Source organism: Rhizobacter sp. P5_C2, from assembly GCF_054049715.1.
On the sequence record NZ_JBFULV010000036.1, the window covers coordinates 1 to 15,602 of the forward strand.

Here is a 15,602-nt window from a genome sequence, read left to right on the forward strand (position 1 = left end):
CTGGGCGACGGCCTGACCGAAGGCCTGGCCACCGGCAACATGTGGCGCACGTCGCCCCTGTGGGGCATCGGCTACACCGAGATGGTCGCGGGCAAGACCGCGAAGGTCGGCTACATGCACGACAGCCGCGCTCGCAACCTGACCGAAGCCATCGTCTGGCACGGTGGTGAAGGAGCAGCCAGCCGCGACCGCTTCATCGCGCTGAGCAAGGCCGATCGGGAAGCGCTGCTGTCCTTCCTGGGTTCGCTGTAACGCACGCTGCTGCCGGGCCCTGTTCGGCCCGGCACCGCAAGAAAGCCGCCCTTCGGGGCGGCTTTTTTCATTCCGGTAAGGTTCACGGTCATGAACGCACCTGTCCTGCTGGCCGGCGGCAATCCGCAGATCCCGAAGGGAGAAGGCAATGCACCCGTGCAGGCCTTCATCGCCGCGATGCCGGGGTGGAAGAGCAATGTGGGGCGACGCATCGACGAGCTGGTGGTGCGCACCGTGCCCGCCGTGCACAAGGCGGTCAAATGGAACTCACCGCTCTATGGCATCGAGGGCCAGGGCTGGTTCCTCAGCTTCCACGTGTTCACGAACTACGTGAAGGTGGCGTTCTTCCGCGGGGCGCATCTGAAGCCCGAGCCGCCGGTCGACTCGAAGAGCAAGGAGACGCGCTACCTGCACATCCGCGAGGACGAGCCGTTGGACGAGGCGCAGTTCATCGCGTGGGTCGAGCAGGCGAGCCGGTTGCCGGGAGAGCGGATGTGAGGCCGCTCACCGCCCAAGCTGCACCAACGCCGCCTGCAGCCCGGCCAGCCCGCCGACGCGCTGGTCGTTGATGAAGACCTGCGGCATCTGGCGCACCGACGGCCCGCACTTCTCGAAGAACGCCAGCCGCTCGGCCTCGTCATCGATGCGGATCTCCTCGAACGCGAGGGCCCGGGAGGTCAACAGCATCTTGGCCGAGTCGCATTGCGGGCAGGCCGATTTCGAGTAGACGACGATGTTCAGGTTCATGCGCCGCAGTTTACGGGCGCCCTCCATCGCCCGCTGCGCACGCCCCTCAGTGCTTCGTCGGCGCGGCCTCGGCCGGCGTTTCGGTGTGCATCACGCACTGCCAGCCCTTGCCGTTCTTCACCCAGGTCGAGCTGTCGTTCATTTCCTGCTGGGTGGCCTTCTTGCCGTCGCCGCGCGGGGCAACGGCCTGCTTGACGTGGTAGGTCACGATGGCGGTCGCGTCGTTCGGGAACACCACCTCCACGTCGCTCAGCTCGAACGAGGTCACCACCATGTTGCCCTGCTCCGCCATCTTGCGGTAGGACGCATGGTCGAACTTCATCACGCCGTGCGAGCTGACCATCAGCGAGGGTTCGCTGAGCATCTCCAGCGCGGTCTCGGTGTCCTGATTCACCATCGATTGCCAGAACTTCTTCTCCAGGTCGATGAGGGTCTTTTGCGGTGTCGGCATCTGGAACTCCTTTCAACAACAGGACTGCCATCCTGATACGCCTGCGCGCCAGGGACATCGGAGAAGACGGGGTTCCCCCGTAGGTGTGCTCCTACATCCGCGCCGCTTGTATGAGAATGGCGCCCATGACCGACCCCAACGCCATCGTGGCCACCGCGCCCACCACGCAGTCGTCATTGACGCTGAGCCTGCCGCAGAACTTCCCGCTGGCGCTGACGCCGCAGCAGCACGACAGCCTGCTCGTCCGGGTCGACGCCTTCCGGTTCGCCGAGATCTCGCAGCACGACATCGCGTCGCTCGGCCTCGAGCCCGAACTGGCGCTGAACCGCACGCTCGACGGCTTCCTGTCGCGCATCGACAAGAGCACCTCGCCGCAGCTGTTCACGCTGGTCGCGTCGCTGAACCAGCAGGTGCAGGACGAGAACCTGCCCGAACTGGCGAATCGCATCCTGAACGCCCGCCCGTCGCTGCTGGCGCGCATCCTCGGCCTCTTCAACCCGAAATCGCTGCGCCAGGCGGCCAACCGCGCCTATGAAGAGGCGGCGCGCATCGCCTCGGGCCGGTCGAAGGCGCTGTCCGAGCTGATCGGCGGCATGGAGACCAAGCTGCGCGCCGAGATGACCCGCCTCAACGAGGAGCTGCGCCACCTCGACACCGTGAAGGCCGAGTACCGCAAGAGCTTCGTGGCGTTCGCGGAAGACGCGGCCTTCCTGAACAGCGTGCTGGCCAAGGCGCGCACCGAGGTCGCCGCGATGGAACCCGAACTCGCCGCCGACCCGCAGCGCCGCCACGACGTGCGAGACAAGCTGCAGTCGCTCGAATCGCGCGCGCTCGCCGTCGAAGGCACGCTGACCAAGCTGCCGGCCGACCAGCTCGTGATCCGCCAGCTGCAGAACGCCGGCGTCGCGACGCTGCAGGAGCTGGCCACGACGATGGCCTCGCGCTTCGCGAGCATCAAGATGACGCTGCTGACGATCCACGGCGCGCGCATGGTGCAGGACCTGCAGCGCCTGGCGCAGCAGGGCGCCGACCTCGACAGCAACCTGAACAAGGTGCGCGGCATGCTGATGAAGGACGTCGTCGAGACCGCCGCCACCGCGCCCGGCGACAACCGCCTCGCGCAGGCGCAGCAGCTTCAGTCGGTGGTGACCGACACCCAGAACCTGGTCGCGCTGGTCGACGCCGCGCGCGACACCAACCAGCGCAAGTTCGACGAAGCCCGTGCGCTGATGGCCCAGGCCCGCGAAGACATGCTGGCCCTCGGCAAGAGCATGAACCCCGCCGCCGCCGTCGCGGCCCAGACCTACACCTCCCTCCGCTGAGACGCCCATGACCACGCCTTCGCTCAAACTGAACCTGACCAAGCCCGGCGATGCCGCCCCGAAGCTGTCGCTGTCGCTCGACAAGGGCGAGCGCTTCCGGGTGCGGCTGGCCTGGGACGGCGACACCGACATCGACCTGCATGCGCTGGTGGCGGTGAACACCGGCAGCGGCGCGAAGGTGTCCGACTTCGGCGACATCCTGTCGACCTACAACGTGCAGCGCACGATCCGGGGCCAGGCCACCGGCACGCTGCCGCTGAATGCCGACAAGACCTTCTCGGTGCACGGCGGCGCGCTGGTGCACAGCCCCGATGCGACCGACGGCCTGGCCGCCGGCGACGACGAGTGGGTCTCGATCCAGCCCGACCGGCTCGCCCCGCCGGCGGCCGGCGTGATCGAGATCCCGCTGGTCGCGATGATCCATCCGCAAGGCTCCGGCCGCTCGTTCCGCACCGTGAAGAACGCGCGCGTGGTCGTCGAGAACGCGCTGGGCAAGGAGCTGCTGAACGTCAGCCTGTCGGACCAGTTCGGCGAGTTCGTCGGCGTGCAGATGGGCTCGATCATGGTGGAGGCCTCGGGCTCGTCCTTCGTCGGCGTCGGGGTCGGCTTCAACAACGACTTCAACCAGGTGCTGGGCCACTTCTCCTGATGCTCGTCTCGATGGTCCGCGACCGGCGCAGCGCATGAGCATCAAGGTCACCGTGATCGGTGGTGCCCCCGCGCCCGAGCCCGGGCATGAGCCCGGTGCCGAATCCAGGCCCGCGGCGCGCGTCAGGCCGACGGTGCTGCCGGGCGCGACGCTGCCGGCCACCGCGATGCCGTCCACGTCGCCTCTTGCGGCCACGACGCCCCCCTCGTTCACCGCGTCCGCGCTGCCCGGCGTGCAGCGCAAGCCGGTCGAAGTGGCGCTGCCCGCGCTGGCGCGCCGCTTCCCGCAGGCCGACGCCGCGGCGCTGCAACGCACGCAAGGCATACTGGCCGGCGTGCACGTGCAAAGCGTCGATGCAGCCGGCTGGCTGCGCTTCGGCATGGCCGAGCAGGAAGAGCTCGCGGCCCTGATCCGGCAACGCCTGCAAGTGGCGCAAGAAGCCACCACGCGCAGCGTGCCGCAGCACCTGCGCCGGCTGCAGGAGCTGCTGTCCGACGTGCTCGAAGCGCTCGATGGCGGCTTCTTCCGCAGGCCGGCCGCGGCCGTGTGGGCCGGGCATGGGGCCGAGGTCGTGCAGCTCGAATCGCTGCTCGGCGCCTCGAAGGCGGCGCTTTCCGATCAGTTGCAGGCGCTCGGCCAGCTCCAGCAGCCGGTGCTGGCCTGCGCGCAGCGGCTCGAGGCCAGCGCACTGGCCGCCGAGTACCTGTTGGACCAGGTCGGCCCCGAGGCGGGCGGCCCGCTGCTCGCACGGCTCACGTCGCTGACCGGATCGCAGGCCATGCTGCAGGAACACCGCCTGCACCTGGAGCAGGACGCGAGCCGACTGCAAGAACTGATGACCTGGGTGCAGGACGGCGTGCTGCTGAAACTGCCCGCGGTCCACGCCCAACTGGCCCGCCTGGCTTCGCGCCCCAGCGAAACGCAGCGCTTCCTGGCGGCCGACAAGCTCACCGACATCCTGCAAACCCTGAAGCGAGCCCTCTGATGGCCTTGACCCTGAACCTCGAGAAGTCTGCCCGCACGCTGGTGCTGAGCCTGGAGAAGGCCGGCATCGCCAAGCCCCCGGCGCTGGAGGTCGGCTTCGGCCTCGACGTCTCCGGCTCGTTCGAGGACGAGCACCGCGCCGGCATCACCGACCAGCTGCTGACGCGGCTGGTGCCCTGGGGCCTGGCGTTCGATCCGGACAAGAAGGTCGACGTCTTCACGTTCTCGTCCGGTGCGAACGGCGTGCACGAGGTCGGCTCGGTCGATGCGCGCAACTACGACGGCTACGTCGCGAACAACATCATCGCGAAGGTGCCCGGCTGGAACGGCGGCACCGACTACTCGCACCTGCTGGAGCGCATGCTGAAGCACTTCGGCTGGGCCGGCCCGATCGAGAAGAAGGCCGGCTTCTTCGGCCGGCTGATGGGGCAGAAGGACGAGGTGATCCCGGTCGCGAAGAAGCGCTCGCTGGTGATCGTCGCGACCGACGGCGACAACGCCGACAAGGAGCGCACGATGCGCGTGCTGCGCGAGTCGGAGCAGCGCCAGGACCAGGTCTATTTCCTGTTCCTCGGCATCTCGAACCAGGGCTCGACCTTCCCGTTCCTGGAGCGCATCGGCGACCAGTTCGGCAACACCGGCTTCAAGGCCATCCACAACCTGCGCAAGTTCGTCGCGCAGTCGGATGAAGAGCTGAATGCGCAGCTGATCGACGGGGAGTTGATCGCGTGGCTGAAGGGGTGAGCGCGTGAAAGCCCGTTCGCCCTGAGCAGGGACCGAGCTTGTCGAGGGCCCGTCCGTCGAAGGGTTGTGCCCGAAGCGCGCAGGGCCTTCGGCAAGCTCAGTCCGACCCTTCGACAAGCTCAGGGTGAACGGGGTTTCTTTGCAACCGCCGGGTTCCTTCGCTCAATATCCCACCGCCTGCCCGTCACGCCGCGAATCGCTGGCCGCGACATACCCGTCCTCGAGGTCGTCGCTGAGCTTCCAGATGAACTGCCCGCTGCCGTAGTCCATGTACGCATCCGGCGTCGGCTCGAACCGGTGGCCGAGCGCCTTCAGCCCGTCGACCAGGGCCGGCGCCATCGTCGATTCGAAATCCACCGCCAGCCCGTGGCCCACCTTCCAGCGCGGCGCATCGCACGCGGCCTGCGGCTGCTGGCGGTGCACCAGCATGCGCACCAGCGTCTGCAAATGGCCTTGCGGCTGCATGTTGCCGCCCATCACGCCGAAGCTCATCTGCGGTTGGCCGTCACGCGTCAGGAAGCCGGGGATGATGGTCTGGAACGGCCGCTTGCCCGGCGCCACCACGTTCGGGTGCGCCTCGTCGAGCGTGAAGCCGTGGCCGCGGTTCTGCAGGCTCACGCCGGTACCCGGCACCACAACCCCGCTGCCAAAGCCCATGTAGTTGGACTGGATGAAGCTGATCATCATCCCGCTCTCGTCGGCAGCGCTCAGGTAGATGGTGCCGCCCGCAGGCGGCGTGCCGTGCGCCGGGTCGGCCGCGCGCTTCGGGTCGATCAGCTTCGCGCGCTCGCGCAGGTAGCCGTCGCTCAGCAGGTCGGCCGCCGTCACCTCGGTCATCGCGCGCTCGTCGGCCACCCAGCGGTAGGTGTCGGCGAACGCGAGCTTCATCGCTTCGATCTGCAGGTGCTGCGATTCGACGCTGTCGCCCGCGAAGCGCCCGAGGTCCATCCGCTCCAGCATGCCCAGCGCCATCAGCGCGGCGATGCCCTGCCCGTTCGGCGGGATCTCGTGCACCGTGTGGCCGGCAAAGTCCTTCGCGATCGGCGTGACCCATTCCGGCCGGAAGTTCGCGAGGTCGGACAACGCCATCGCAGCGCCCTGCGCCTTCGCATGCGCGACCAGCTTCTCGGCGATCTCGCCGCGGTAGAACGTCTCGCCCTTGGTCAGCGCGATCTGCCGCAGCGTGGCACCCGCCGCCGCGAACACGAAGCGCTCGCCGGGCTCGGGGGCGCGCCCGCGCGGCATGAAGGCCTCGGCATAGCCGGGCTGGTCTTTCAGGCCGGGCACTTGGCGGCCCCACTTGTCGGAGACGATGCGGCCCACGCCATGCCCGCGCTCGGCCAGCTCGATGGCCGGCTCCAGCAGGTCGGCGAACGGCAGCTTGCCGAAGCGCTCCGACAGCGCCACCCAGCCCGCCACCGCGCCCGGCGTGGTCACGGCATCCCAGCCGCGCATCGGCAGCTTGTGGCCGTTGGCCTCGCCGTACTTGCGGCGAAAGTAGCCGGTGTTCCACGCGGCCGGCGCCACGCCCGACGAATTGAGCCCGTGCAGCGCCTTGCCGTCCCACAGGATCGCGAAGTTGTCGCTGCCCAGGCCGTTCGACACCGGCTCGACGATGGTCAGCGCCGCCGCCGCGGCAATCGCCGCATCGACCGCGTTGCCGCCCTTCAGCAGCATGCGCAGCCCCGCCTGCGAAGCCAGCGCCTGCGAGGTCGCGACGACGTTGCGGGCCATCAGCGGGCTGCGGATGGTGGGATAAGGATTCGACCAGTCAAAGTTCATGAGAGACCTCGTAGCCCGGATGCCAATCCGGGAATGCATCATCGCTGCCGCGGATCCAGCGCATCGCGCAGGCCGTCGCCCAGCAGGTTGAAAGACAGCACCAGCAGGAAGATCGACACGCCCGGCCAGATCGCCATCCACGGGGCCGAGTCGACATAGTTCTTCGCAGTGTTCAGCATGCTGCCCCAACTCGGCGCCGGCGGCTGCTGCCCGAGCCCGAGGAATGACAGGCTCGCTTCGGCGATCACCGCCGACGCGATCGCCAGCGTCGCCTGCACGATCAGCGGCGGCGTGATGTTGGGCAGCACGTGCCGCAGCGCGATGCGCAGCGGCGGGTTGCCGACCGCGCGCGCCGCCTCGATGTAGTCCTCGACCTTCACGTTCAGCACCTGCGCCCGCGCGAGCCGCACGAAGATCGGCGTCGCCGACACCCCGATCGCGATCATCGCGTTGCTGAGGCTCGGGCCCAGGAAGGCCGCCAGCGCGATCGCGAGGATCAGGAACGGGCAGGCCAGGAAGGCATCTGTGATGCGCGAGATCAGCGCATCGGCGAACCCGCCGAGGAAGCCCGCCGCCAGCCCGATCGGCACGCCCAGCAGCAGCGAGATGCTCACCGACACCAGCCCCGCGAGCAGCGACGCGCGCGTGCCCCACACCACTCGCGACAGCACGTCGCGGCCGATCTCGTCGGTGCCGAACCAGTGCTCGGCGCTCGGCGCCTTGCGGATCGCGCTCCAGCTGGTGGCGACCGGGTCCTGCAGCCCGAACCACGGCGCGAACACCGCCATCGCGATGAACAGCAGCACGACCGCGAGGCCGAGCAACGCGCCGCGCCGGCGCTTCAGCCGGCGCCAGGCGCGGCGCCACGGGCCGGCCTCGGAGCGCGGTGTGGTGGTCGTGGTGTCGGCAACAGGAAGCACGGCAGCCATCGTCAGCGCCTCAGTCGCGGGTTGACCGCAAAGTAGGCCAGGTCGGCCAGCAGGTTGAGCAGCATGTACGCCGATGCGGTGACGAGCACCACGCCCTGCACCACCGCGTAGTCGCGGTTGAACACCGCATCGACCACCAGCTTGCCGAAGCCCGGGATCGTGAACACCTGCTCGGTCAGCACCGCACCCGACAGCAGCGTGCCCAGCTCCAACGCGCCCAGCGTGATGATCGGCGTCAGCGCATTGCGCAGCGCGTGCTTCAGCACCACGGTGCGCTCGCTCAGCCCCTTGGCGCGCGCGGTGCGCACGTAGTCGGCCGACATCACCTGCAGCATCGCGCTGCGCGTGTGGCGCATCAGCACCGCGGCGATCGCGTTGCCGAGCACGAAGGCCGGCATGATCATCGCGGCCAGGTTGGCGCCCAGGTCCTCGAACGGGCTGACGTAGCCCGAGGCCGGCAACCAGCCGAGCTGCACCGAGAACAGCAGGATCATCAGGATGCCGAGCCAGAAGTTCGGCGTCGAGATGCCCCACAGCGCGAACGCGTTGGCCGCCCAGTCCCAGGCGGTGCCGCGCCCCACCGCCGAGACGATGCCCGACGGGATGCCGATCGCGAGCGCGATCGCCATCGCCAGCAGCGCGAGCTCCACCGTCACCGGCAGCTTCTGCAGGATCAGCTCGGTCACCGGCTGCTGGTTGCGCACCGATTCGCCGAGGTCGCCCTGGAGCACGCCGCCGATCCAGTGGGCATAGCGCAGCGGCAGCGGCTCGTCCAGGTGCAGCTTGGCGCGCAGGTAGGCCACCACCGTCGGATCCTGGTCTTCGCCGGCCAGGATCTTGGCCGGGTCGCCGGGCAACAACTGCTGCAGCCCGAAGATCAGCATCGAGACGAACAGCAGCGTCGGCAGCAGCGTCGCGACGCGCTTGACGAGGTACTCGAACATCAGTGCATCACGGCGTAAGTTTCAGGCCGCTGACGCGCAGCAGGCCGTCCGGCACGTTGCGCACGCCGCCGAGCTTCGCGTTGTAGGCCCACAGCCAGTTGCGGTGGTACAGGTAGACGATCGGCCGCTCCTTCAGCACGCGCGCAGCGACCTGCTCGAACACCTTCTTGCGCTCGGCCGGGTCGCGCAATGCACGCGACTGGTTCAGCAGCGCATCGGTCTCGGCATCGCAATACCCGGCGTAGTTCAGCGGCTGCTTGCAGCCGTGGAAGCTGAACAGGTTGCCGTCCGGGTCGGCACGGCCGCTCCACGCAAGCACCAGCGCCTCGAAGTCGCCCTTGTCTGCCAGGTTCAGCGAGGTCGCGAACTCGGCGGCCTGGATCTTCACGTCGAAGCCGGCCTCGCGCGTCATCGCCTGCACCACCAATGCCAGGCGCTGCGCGTCCGACGTGGTCGGCGTCACCAGCGTGAAACTCGGGTTCGGAATGCCGGCTTCCTTCAGCAAGGCCTTGGCGCGCGGGATGTCGCGCTTGGGCACCGGCACGTTCTTCGCGTACCAGGCGTTGCCCGGCGCGACCCACTGGTTGCCGACCGTCGCCTCGTTGTCCATCACCACCTGCGCGATGCCCTGGCGGTCGAGCGACAGCTCGAAGGCTTCGCGCACGCGGGCGTCGCGCCCCAGCGGGTTCTGCTTCGCCTTCTCGCTCTTCGCGAGGTTGATGGTGATGCCCTGGTAGCCGATCTCGGTGATGCGCGAGGTCTTCAGCTTCTTGTCGGACTGCAGCTTCTCCATGTCGCTGGAGGCGACGCGCTCGATGAAATCGAGCTGGCCGGATTTCAGGTTGGCCAGCCGCACCGTGGCGTCGGGGATCGGCGTGTAGACGATCTTGTCGAAGTGGATCGCGTCCTTGTTCCAGTAGGGCGGGTAGCGCTCGAACACCATGCGGTCCTGCGCGACGCGCTCGACGAACCTGAACGGCCCGGCGCACACCGGCTTGGTGCCGAACTTGTCGCCGGCCGCCTGCGCGGCCTTCGGCGACACCATCATGCCGGCCCGGTCGGCCAGCTGCGCGAGCAGCGGCGAGAACGGCGCCGACAGGTTCAGCTTCACCGTCAGCGGGTCCACCACGTCGACGGTGGCGACCGGCGCCAGTTCGCCGCGGCGGTTCGAGCCGGGCAGCGTCTTGTGGCGCTCGATGTTGAACTTGACGGCCGCGGCATCGAACTTCTCGCCGTCGTGAAAGGTGACGCCGGGGCGCAGCTTCAGCGTCAGCGTCTTGCTGTCGGCCGACCATTCGTAGCCGGTGGCCAGCTGCGGCTGGATCGCGAGCTTCTCATCCACATCGAACAGCTTGTCGCACAGCGCGCTGAACACCACGCGGCCGACGAAGCTGCGCGCGAGCGACGGATCGAGCACGTCGGGGTCTTCGGCCAGGCCGACGCGCAGCGTCTGCGCGGGCGTCAACAAGGGCACGGCCGCCAGCAGCAGCGCGGGGATCCATCGGGTCATCAGGGACATCATCGTGAACTCCGGGAACAGATCAGGTGGTGGGTTCGAAAGCCGCCTGCAGGCGTGCGAGGCGAATGCTGGCGGGCGTGGTCGCGCTCGCCGGCTTCAGCGGCGGCGGTGCCGGCAGCTCGCGCCAGAAATGGCAGGCGACCGCATGGCCGTCGTGCAGCTCCAGCACCGGCGCCTGCTGCGCGCAGCGCTCGCGCGCATGCGCACAGCGGGTGTGGAAATGGCAGCCGGTGGGTGGGTTGACGGGGCTCGGCACGTCGCCGGCCAGCAGCACGCGCTGGCGCAGCAGCCCCGGTTCCGGCACCGGAATCGCCGACAGCAGCGCCTGCGTGTAAGGATGCCGCGGCGCCGCGAACAGCGCGCGCTTGTCGGCCAACTCGACCACCCGGCCGAGGTACATCACCGCGACGCGCGTCGCGATGTGCTTGACCACCGCCAGGTCGTGCGCGATGAACAGGTAGGCGATGCCGAAGCGGCGCTGCAGGTCCTGCAGCAGGTTCACCACCTGCGCCTGCACCGAGACATCGAGGGCCGACACCGCTTCGTCGCAGACGATCAGCCGCGGCTCGACCGCCAGCGCCCGCGCGATGCCGATGCGCTGGCGCTGCCCGCCGGAGAACTCGTGCGGAAAGCGCTGCGCATGTTCGGGCGCGAGCCCCACGGTGTGCAGCAGCTCGGCCACGCGCTCGCGGTGCCGGCCGGTGTGCAGGCCGTGCAGCATCAGCGGCTCGGTGAGCGTCTGGCCGACCGTCATGCGCGGGTTCAGCGACGAGTACGGGTCCTGGAAGATGATCTGCATCGCGCGGCGCCGGGCGCGCAGCGCGGCGGCGTCGAGCGTGCCGAGGTCTTGCCCGTCGAAGCGCACGCGCCCGGCGCTCGGCTCGATCAGCCGCAGCACCAGCCGGCCGAGCGTCGACTTGCCGCAGCCGGATTCGCCGACCACGCCCAGCGTCTCGCCGCGCTCGATCACCAGGTCGACGCCATCGACCGCGCGCACCGCGCCCTTCGCGCGGCCGAACAACCCGCGGCGCACCGGGAAGTGCTTGACCAGGCCCTCGACCTTCAACAACGGATCGCTCATGGTGTCAGTCATGGAAGGGGCGCCCTCCAGCACGCCGCTTCATGGCGCGGCGCCAGCTCGTACAACTCGGGCGCCGCCTCGCGGCAGCGCGGCTCGACGAACGGGCAGCGGTCGGCGAAGCCGCAGCCCGGCGGGCGCCGCAGCGGGCTCGGCACCTGGCCGTCGATCGACGCGAGCCGCGTGCGTTCGCCGTCGAGCCGCGGCACCGAGCCGAGCAGGCCGATCGTGTACGGGTGCTGCGGTGCCTCGAACAAGGCTTGCACCGGTGCGCGCTCGACGATGCGCCCGGCATACATCACGACCACCTCGTCGGCCACCTCGGCGACCACGCCCAGGTCGTGCGTGATCAGGATGACGGCGGTGCCGGTCTCCTGCTGCAGCGAGCGCATCAGCGCGAGGATCTGCGCCTGGATCGTCACGTCGAGCGCGGTGGTCGGCTCGTCGGCGATCAGCAGCCGCGGCTCGCAGGCCAGCGCCATCGCGATCATCGCGCGCTGTCGCATGCCGCCCGAGAGCTGGTGCGGGTGCTCGTGGAAGCGCTGCTCGGGCGCCGGGATGCGCACCTTGCGCAGCATCGCGAGCGCGTGTTCACGGGCCTCGGCGCGGCCGATGCGGCGATGGCGCAGCAGGCCCTCGACGATCTGCTCGCCGATCGTGAACACCGGGTTCAGCGACGACATCGGCTCCTGGAAGATCATCGCGATGCCGTTGCCGCGCAGGTCCTGCATCTGCTGCGCCGGCGCGCCGACCAGCTCGCGGCCTTCGAAGCGGATCGAGCCGCTGTCGATGCGCCCCGGCGGCGACGGCACCAGGCCCATGATCGACAGCGACGTCACGCTCTTGCCGCAGCCCGATTCGCCGACGATCGCGAGCGTGCGGCCGGCCTGCACCTCGAAGCTGACGCCGTCGACCGCGGGGAACTCGCCGTCGTCGGTCTTGAAGACGGTGCGCAGCTGGCGCACCTCGAGCAGGGCCGTCATGGCGTCAGCGAAGCGCGTGCAAACATGATCTCAACGACATATTGATGTTCTCTGGCAGAAGACCGACAGGGTTGCAAGCTGTGTGCCACGCCCTGTTTGCGGCTCATGATTTGAGCCGAGACCCCTAGAATTCGGCTCATGGTTTCCACCCAGCGCTTCTATGTCTGGCAGCGGCCGAGCTGGCCCGCGCTGACCTTCGACCACCAGCGGGTGGGGCCGGCGCTGGCGCACGCCCGCCGCCTGCAGGGCGTGGTCGAAGGCAAGGCGCTGGCGATCGGCATCGAGCGCGACGGGCAGGTCGCGCGCGAACTGATGGAAGACGAAGTGATCTCCACCGCCGCCATCCAGGGCGAGCGCCTCGACCTCGCCGCGGTGCGGTCCTCGGTGATGCGCCAGCTCGGCCTGGACGCGACCGGTCCTCGCGACCGCCATGTCGAGGGCCTGGTCGAGGTGCTCGACGATGCGATGAACGGGTTTGCGGCGCCGCTCGACGGCGAGCGCCTGCAGCGCTGGCAGTCGGCGCTGTTTGCCGGCGGGGCGAGCGGCATCCGCCCCATGGCCGTGGGCCGTTATCGGTCCGGGCCGATGCAGATCGTGACCGGCCCGGCCGGCCACGAGGTCGTCACCTACGACGCCCCGCCGTCACGCCGGGTCGCGAAAGAGATGGACCGCTTTCTCGCGTGGTTCGCGAAGACCACGCCGGTGCCGGGTCGCCTGCCTCCGCTCGACGGGCTGGCGCGTGCCGCACTGGCCCACCTCTGGTTCGAGACCATCCATCCGTTCGAAGACGGCAACGGCCGCGTCGGCCGCGCCCTCGTCGACATGGCGATCGCGCAAGACCACCGCGTTCCGGTGCGGCTGTACAGCCTGTCGCGCCAACTGCTCGCGTCTCGCAAGGGCTACTACGACGCGCTGAACGTCGCGCAGCGCGGCAACGGCGACGCGACCGAGTGGGTGCTGTGGTTCGCGCAGCAGTTCGCGCTGGCGTGCGAGCGCTCGAGCCAGGTGATCGATCGTGCGATCGAGAAGGCGAGGTTCTGGTCGCGGCAGTCCGGCCTCGAACTCAACGAACGCCAGCGCACGGTGCTGCAGCGGTTGCTCGACGACGGCGACGGCGGCTTTGCCGATGGCCTGAACGCCGAGAAATACATCCGGCTCACCAGCGCGTCGAAGCCGACCGCCACCCGCGACCTGGCCGACCTGGTGCGGCAGCGGCTGTTGTGGACGACGGGCCAGGGCCGGGCGGTGCGCTACTTCGTCAACGTGCCGGGGCGGACCCACCGCGGCGAGACCGCGCAGGCCGAGCCGGCACGGTGACCGTTCATTTCAGCGGCGACACAGTCGTGTGATTTCGGTGCAGTGCGTAAGCACTTCGCCCGCTTCTGCCGCATTTGGTAAGTGCAGGCCGAAGCGGCTTACGAAGCCGCGACAGCGTGCGATCGCTCTCCTACATTGCGCTGCCCAAGACCCACAACGCCATCAGAGGAGTTCGAACATGACATCGAAATACGCCCCCGCATTCAAATGGTCCGCCCTGGCCCTGGCCAGCGCGCTGCTCTTCGGTTGCGGCGGCGCCGACAAGAGCGCCGACGATGGATCGGCCAGCGCCGCATCGGTCACCGTCAGCGAGTCGGCCGCCGGCCTGTCGGTGCGGACCACCACCGGTGAAGGCAGCCGCTTCAACGGCAGCCATGTCGAGGCAGCGCTGTACACCTTCGCGGCCAAGATCGCCGCCGGCACCGATGCCGGCCAGGCGCTCGACGGCACGCTGGTGCTGCAGAGCGTCGCGCAGGACGACGGCACGACCGCCCTCACCGGCAAGCTGATCGGCGGCAAGCTGACCGCCACGCCGAGCGATGCGGTGATCGCGCTGCAAGCCGAATTCGCCACCGCACTGGAAGCGCTGAAGACGGCCTACAAGACCGACGTCGAGGCGCTGCAGGCGACGCTGAAGGCCGCGCTCGAAGCCGCCGCGACGCCCGATGCCGGCCACCGCCTGAACGAGGCCCAGCGTGCCGCGATCAAGACCTTCATCGATGCGGTGAAGACCCGCAGCGAGCAGTTCAAGACCGACAGCACCGCGCTGGTGACGAGCTACCAGGAGAAGGTGACGGCAGCCGGCGGCGACGCGAGCAGCATCACGCCCTGGGGCAGCCATGGCGGCAAGCAGCACGGCCGCAAGACGGTCTACGACGTGACCGGCACGCAAGCGGCCGACGGCAGCCTGACGCTGAAGCTCACGGCCGGCAGCACGGTGCTGACCGGCACCGGCACGCTGGCGGCCGATGGCAGCCTGGCGGGCACGCTCGCCGGTCCGGCGACCGACGACACCGGCACCTGGCAGGCCACCGCGCTGGTCAAGCCGACGCCGACCCCGCCGTCGCCGCCGGCTTCGTCGGCGAGCAGCACGACCCCCTGATCAGATCAGGCATCAGGCGCCGGGACGGGCGAGATCGGCGCCCGTCCCGCGAGATGGTCTCGCGGTGGGAGGTCGCCGTCGGCGCCCTTTCTTTTCGCCTCGACGCGTGCGTCATTCCTCCATCAAGTCGTAGATGGCAGCTTCGCGCCGAAACTCTTTCATGCAATCGACCGGAATGACTCCCAGGTCGACCGTCCGTTTGGCGCAACCTGCGGGAAACGAGATCAGAAGCCCCCGCTGTCGCGGTGAGCATCCGGTGTCGATGGTCTTCTCTCCCGATGCACACAGAGGCACCGGCGGATTCGGTCGGACCGCTTCGACGCGGCCATGGCGAAGCGCAATGAGCGAGCGATATCGCGCACCGTTGTTGATGACGGACCAAAGCACCTGGCAGCCGGTGTAGTCGGGCGACATGCTGGAGAGACGAGGGAAGATGCGGCCGGACATCGTTCCATGAATGCCCTTGGGGGAGATGACGTCGCCGGCCTCCGCCGGGGGTTCCACCAGGTCGCAATTCGGTCCATCGAAGAGGTCGGCCGCAGGCGCCACGCCCGGACTGCCCGCAATCAGCATCGCCAGTGAAAGATGCAGCGCTGCAAGCTTTCGTGTCATGGCGACAGGGGCCGCTCGGCATGCTGAGGCAGACCATCGTGGATGCCGAACCACTCGGCCTTCGACCCGACGAAGATGTGCGCCGCAGGCGCCTGCGGCAACGGCGTGTTCAAGGTCCCGATCGGGCCGTCGATCTCGTAGTGGATGGTGCCGCAGAGGCAGGTGCCGGTGTGCAAGGTGGGCTCCG

Annotated in this window: 18 protein-coding genes; 8 read left to right on the forward strand and 10 right to left on the reverse strand. The window is 68.9% G+C overall.

Translation table 11 applies throughout. The annotated features are described in order from the left end of the window. Both ACXJLU_RS15110 and ACXJLU_RS15115 read left to right on the forward strand, forming a co-directional pair. The coding region (locus ACXJLU_RS15110; protein ID WP_457332227.1) for a di-heme oxidoredictase family protein at positions 1 to 252 on the forward strand (252 nt) is incomplete at its 5' end. 90 nt (positions 253 to 342) lie between these two features. Beyond that, complete coding sequence (locus ACXJLU_RS15115; protein WP_457332229.1) at positions 343 to 750, forward strand: DUF1801 domain-containing protein; 408 nt, start codon at positions 343 to 345, stop codon at positions 748 to 750. A gap of 6 nt (positions 751 to 756) precedes the next feature. On the opposite strand, the gene ACXJLU_RS15120 is transcribed toward ACXJLU_RS15115, so the two are convergent. Together ACXJLU_RS15120 and ACXJLU_RS15125 are read right to left on the reverse strand one after the other, a co-directional pair. Continuing rightward, positions 757 to 999, reverse strand: a complete 243-nt coding sequence (locus ACXJLU_RS15120) for a glutaredoxin domain-containing protein (RefSeq protein ID WP_073468039.1) — start codon at positions 997 to 999, stop codon at positions 757 to 759. Between the two features lie 46 nt (positions 1,000 to 1,045). Next, the gene (locus ACXJLU_RS15125) at positions 1,046 to 1,450 is read right to left on the reverse strand and encodes a nuclear transport factor 2 family protein (protein WP_457332231.1); all 405 of its coding nucleotides are present in this window, start codon (positions 1,448 to 1,450) and stop codon (positions 1,046 to 1,048) included. Between the two features lie 125 nt (positions 1,451 to 1,575). On the opposite strand from ACXJLU_RS15125, the gene ACXJLU_RS15130 reads away from it, so the two are divergent. The 4 genes from ACXJLU_RS15130 to ACXJLU_RS15145 are packed head-to-tail and all read left to right on the forward strand — an operon-like array spanning position 1,576 to position 5,149. Next, entirely contained in the window at positions 1,576 to 2,772 is a 1,197-nt protein-coding gene (locus ACXJLU_RS15130) for a hypothetical protein (protein ID WP_457332233.1), read from the forward strand. 7 nt (positions 2,773 to 2,779) lie between these two features. Continuing rightward, the gene (locus tag ACXJLU_RS15135; protein ID WP_457332235.1) at positions 2,780 to 3,421 is read left to right on the forward strand and encodes a TerD family protein; all 642 of its coding nucleotides are present in this window, start codon (positions 2,780 to 2,782) and stop codon (positions 3,419 to 3,421) included. Positions 3,422 to 3,455: 34 nt separating this feature from the next. Beyond that, positions 3,456 to 4,406: a hypothetical protein gene (locus tag ACXJLU_RS15140; protein WP_457332237.1), complete on the forward strand. Its 951-nt coding sequence runs from the start codon at positions 3,456 to 3,458 to the stop codon at positions 4,404 to 4,406. After that, positions 4,406 to 5,149, forward strand: a complete 744-nt coding sequence (locus tag ACXJLU_RS15145; protein ID WP_457332239.1) for a VWA domain-containing protein — start codon at positions 4,406 to 4,408, stop codon at positions 5,147 to 5,149. Before ACXJLU_RS15140 ends, ACXJLU_RS15145 begins: the two co-directional genes overlap by 1 nt. A 162-nt stretch (positions 5,150 to 5,311) precedes the next feature. Here ACXJLU_RS15145 and ACXJLU_RS15150 read toward each other — a convergent pair whose 3' ends face one another. Genes ACXJLU_RS15150 through ACXJLU_RS15175 form a run of 6 tightly spaced genes read right to left on the reverse strand, consistent with a single transcriptional unit; the run spans position 5,312 to position 12,384 of the window. Further along, positions 5,312 to 6,931 carry a gamma-glutamyltransferase family protein gene (locus ACXJLU_RS15150; RefSeq protein ID WP_457332241.1) on the reverse strand — a complete coding sequence of 540 codons (1,620 nt, stop codon included), beginning with the start codon at positions 6,929 to 6,931 and terminating at the stop codon, positions 5,312 to 5,314. A 38-nt stretch (positions 6,932 to 6,969) separates the two neighbouring features. Next, entirely contained in the window at positions 6,970 to 7,860 is an 891-nt protein-coding gene (locus tag ACXJLU_RS15155; protein ID WP_457332243.1) for an ABC transporter permease, read from the reverse strand. A gap of 2 nt (positions 7,861 to 7,862) precedes the next feature. Beyond that, positions 7,863 to 8,804 carry an ABC transporter permease gene (locus ACXJLU_RS15160; protein ID WP_457332245.1) on the reverse strand — a complete coding sequence of 314 codons (942 nt, stop codon included), beginning with the start codon at positions 8,802 to 8,804 and terminating at the stop codon, positions 7,863 to 7,865. Positions 8,805 to 8,811: 7 nt separating this feature from the next. Further along, positions 8,812 to 10,326, reverse strand: coding sequence for an ABC transporter substrate-binding protein (locus ACXJLU_RS15165; protein WP_457332247.1), 1,515 nt, complete (start codon positions 10,324 to 10,326; stop codon positions 8,812 to 8,814). 19 nt (positions 10,327 to 10,345) lie between these two features. Next, entirely contained in the window at positions 10,346 to 11,404 is a 1,059-nt protein-coding gene (locus tag ACXJLU_RS15170) for an ABC transporter ATP-binding protein (protein ID WP_457332249.1), read from the reverse strand. A gap of 8 nt (positions 11,405 to 11,412) precedes the next feature. Then, complete coding sequence (locus ACXJLU_RS15175) at positions 11,413 to 12,384, reverse strand: ABC transporter ATP-binding protein (RefSeq protein ID WP_073468028.1); 972 nt, start codon at positions 12,382 to 12,384, stop codon at positions 11,413 to 11,415. A 138-nt stretch (positions 12,385 to 12,522) separates the two neighbouring features. On the opposite strand from ACXJLU_RS15175, the gene ACXJLU_RS15180 reads away from it, so the two are divergent. Both ACXJLU_RS15180 and ACXJLU_RS15185 read left to right on the forward strand, forming a co-directional pair. Next, positions 12,523 to 13,701 (forward strand): Fic family protein, encoded by a 1,179-nt coding sequence (locus ACXJLU_RS15180; protein ID WP_457332251.1) that lies wholly within the window; start codon positions 12,523 to 12,525, stop codon positions 13,699 to 13,701. 178 nt (positions 13,702 to 13,879) lie between these two features. Further along, on the forward strand, positions 13,880 to 14,803 hold the full coding sequence (locus ACXJLU_RS15185) for a hypothetical protein (RefSeq protein ID WP_457332253.1): 924 nt from the start codon (positions 13,880 to 13,882) through the stop codon (positions 14,801 to 14,803). 111 nt (positions 14,804 to 14,914) lie between these two features. On the opposite strand, the gene ACXJLU_RS15190 is transcribed toward ACXJLU_RS15185, so the two are convergent. Continuing rightward, positions 14,915 to 15,415: a hypothetical protein gene (locus ACXJLU_RS15190; protein WP_143171749.1), complete on the reverse strand. Its 501-nt coding sequence runs from the start codon at positions 15,413 to 15,415 to the stop codon at positions 14,915 to 14,917. After that, positions 15,412 to 15,591, reverse strand: a complete 180-nt coding sequence (locus ACXJLU_RS15195; RefSeq protein ID WP_457332255.1) for a GFA family protein — start codon at positions 15,589 to 15,591, stop codon at positions 15,412 to 15,414. Before ACXJLU_RS15195 ends, ACXJLU_RS15190 begins: the two co-directional genes overlap by 4 nt. Between the last annotated feature and the right edge of the window lie 11 nt (positions 15,592 to 15,602).

Excerpts from the sequence above, each read along its gene's own strand:
- ACXJLU_RS15115 (WP_457332229.1), top strand. The coding sequence starts at position 343 with ATGAACGCACCTGTCCTGCTGGCCGGCGGCAATCCGCAGATCCCGAAG.
- ACXJLU_RS15120 (WP_073468039.1), bottom strand. The coding sequence starts at position 999 with ATGAACCTGAACATCGTCGTCTACTCGAAATCGGCCTGCCCGCAATGC.
- ACXJLU_RS15125 (WP_457332231.1), bottom strand. The coding sequence starts at position 1,450 with ATGCCGACACCGCAAAAGACCCTCATCGACCTGGAGAAGAAGTTCTGG.
- ACXJLU_RS15130 (WP_457332233.1), top strand. The coding sequence starts at position 1,576 with ATGACCGACCCCAACGCCATCGTGGCCACCGCGCCCACCACGCAGTCG.
- ACXJLU_RS15135 (WP_457332235.1), top strand. The coding sequence starts at position 2,780 with ATGACCACGCCTTCGCTCAAACTGAACCTGACCAAGCCCGGCGATGCC.
- ACXJLU_RS15140 (WP_457332237.1), top strand. The coding sequence starts at position 3,456 with ATGAGCATCAAGGTCACCGTGATCGGTGGTGCCCCCGCGCCCGAGCCC.
- ACXJLU_RS15145 (WP_457332239.1), top strand. The coding sequence starts at position 4,406 with ATGGCCTTGACCCTGAACCTCGAGAAGTCTGCCCGCACGCTGGTGCTG.
- ACXJLU_RS15150 (WP_457332241.1), bottom strand. The coding sequence starts at position 6,931 with ATGAACTTTGACTGGTCGAATCCTTATCCCACCATCCGCAGCCCGCTG.
- ACXJLU_RS15155 (WP_457332243.1), bottom strand. The coding sequence starts at position 7,860 with ATGGCTGCCGTGCTTCCTGTTGCCGACACCACGACCACCACACCGCGC.
- ACXJLU_RS15160 (WP_457332245.1), bottom strand. The coding sequence starts at position 8,804 with ATGTTCGAGTACCTCGTCAAGCGCGTCGCGACGCTGCTGCCGACGCTG.
- ACXJLU_RS15165 (WP_457332247.1), bottom strand. The coding sequence starts at position 10,326 with ATGATGTCCCTGATGACCCGATGGATCCCCGCGCTGCTGCTGGCGGCC.
- ACXJLU_RS15170 (WP_457332249.1), bottom strand. The coding sequence starts at position 11,404 with ATGAGCGATCCGTTGTTGAAGGTCGAGGGCCTGGTCAAGCACTTCCCG.
- ACXJLU_RS15175 (WP_073468028.1), bottom strand. The coding sequence starts at position 12,384 with ATGACGGCCCTGCTCGAGGTGCGCCAGCTGCGCACCGTCTTCAAGACC.
- ACXJLU_RS15180 (WP_457332251.1), top strand. The coding sequence starts at position 12,523 with ATGGTTTCCACCCAGCGCTTCTATGTCTGGCAGCGGCCGAGCTGGCCC.
- ACXJLU_RS15185 (WP_457332253.1), top strand. The coding sequence starts at position 13,880 with ATGACATCGAAATACGCCCCCGCATTCAAATGGTCCGCCCTGGCCCTG.
- ACXJLU_RS15190 (WP_143171749.1), bottom strand. The coding sequence starts at position 15,415 with ATGACACGAAAGCTTGCAGCGCTGCATCTTTCACTGGCGATGCTGATT.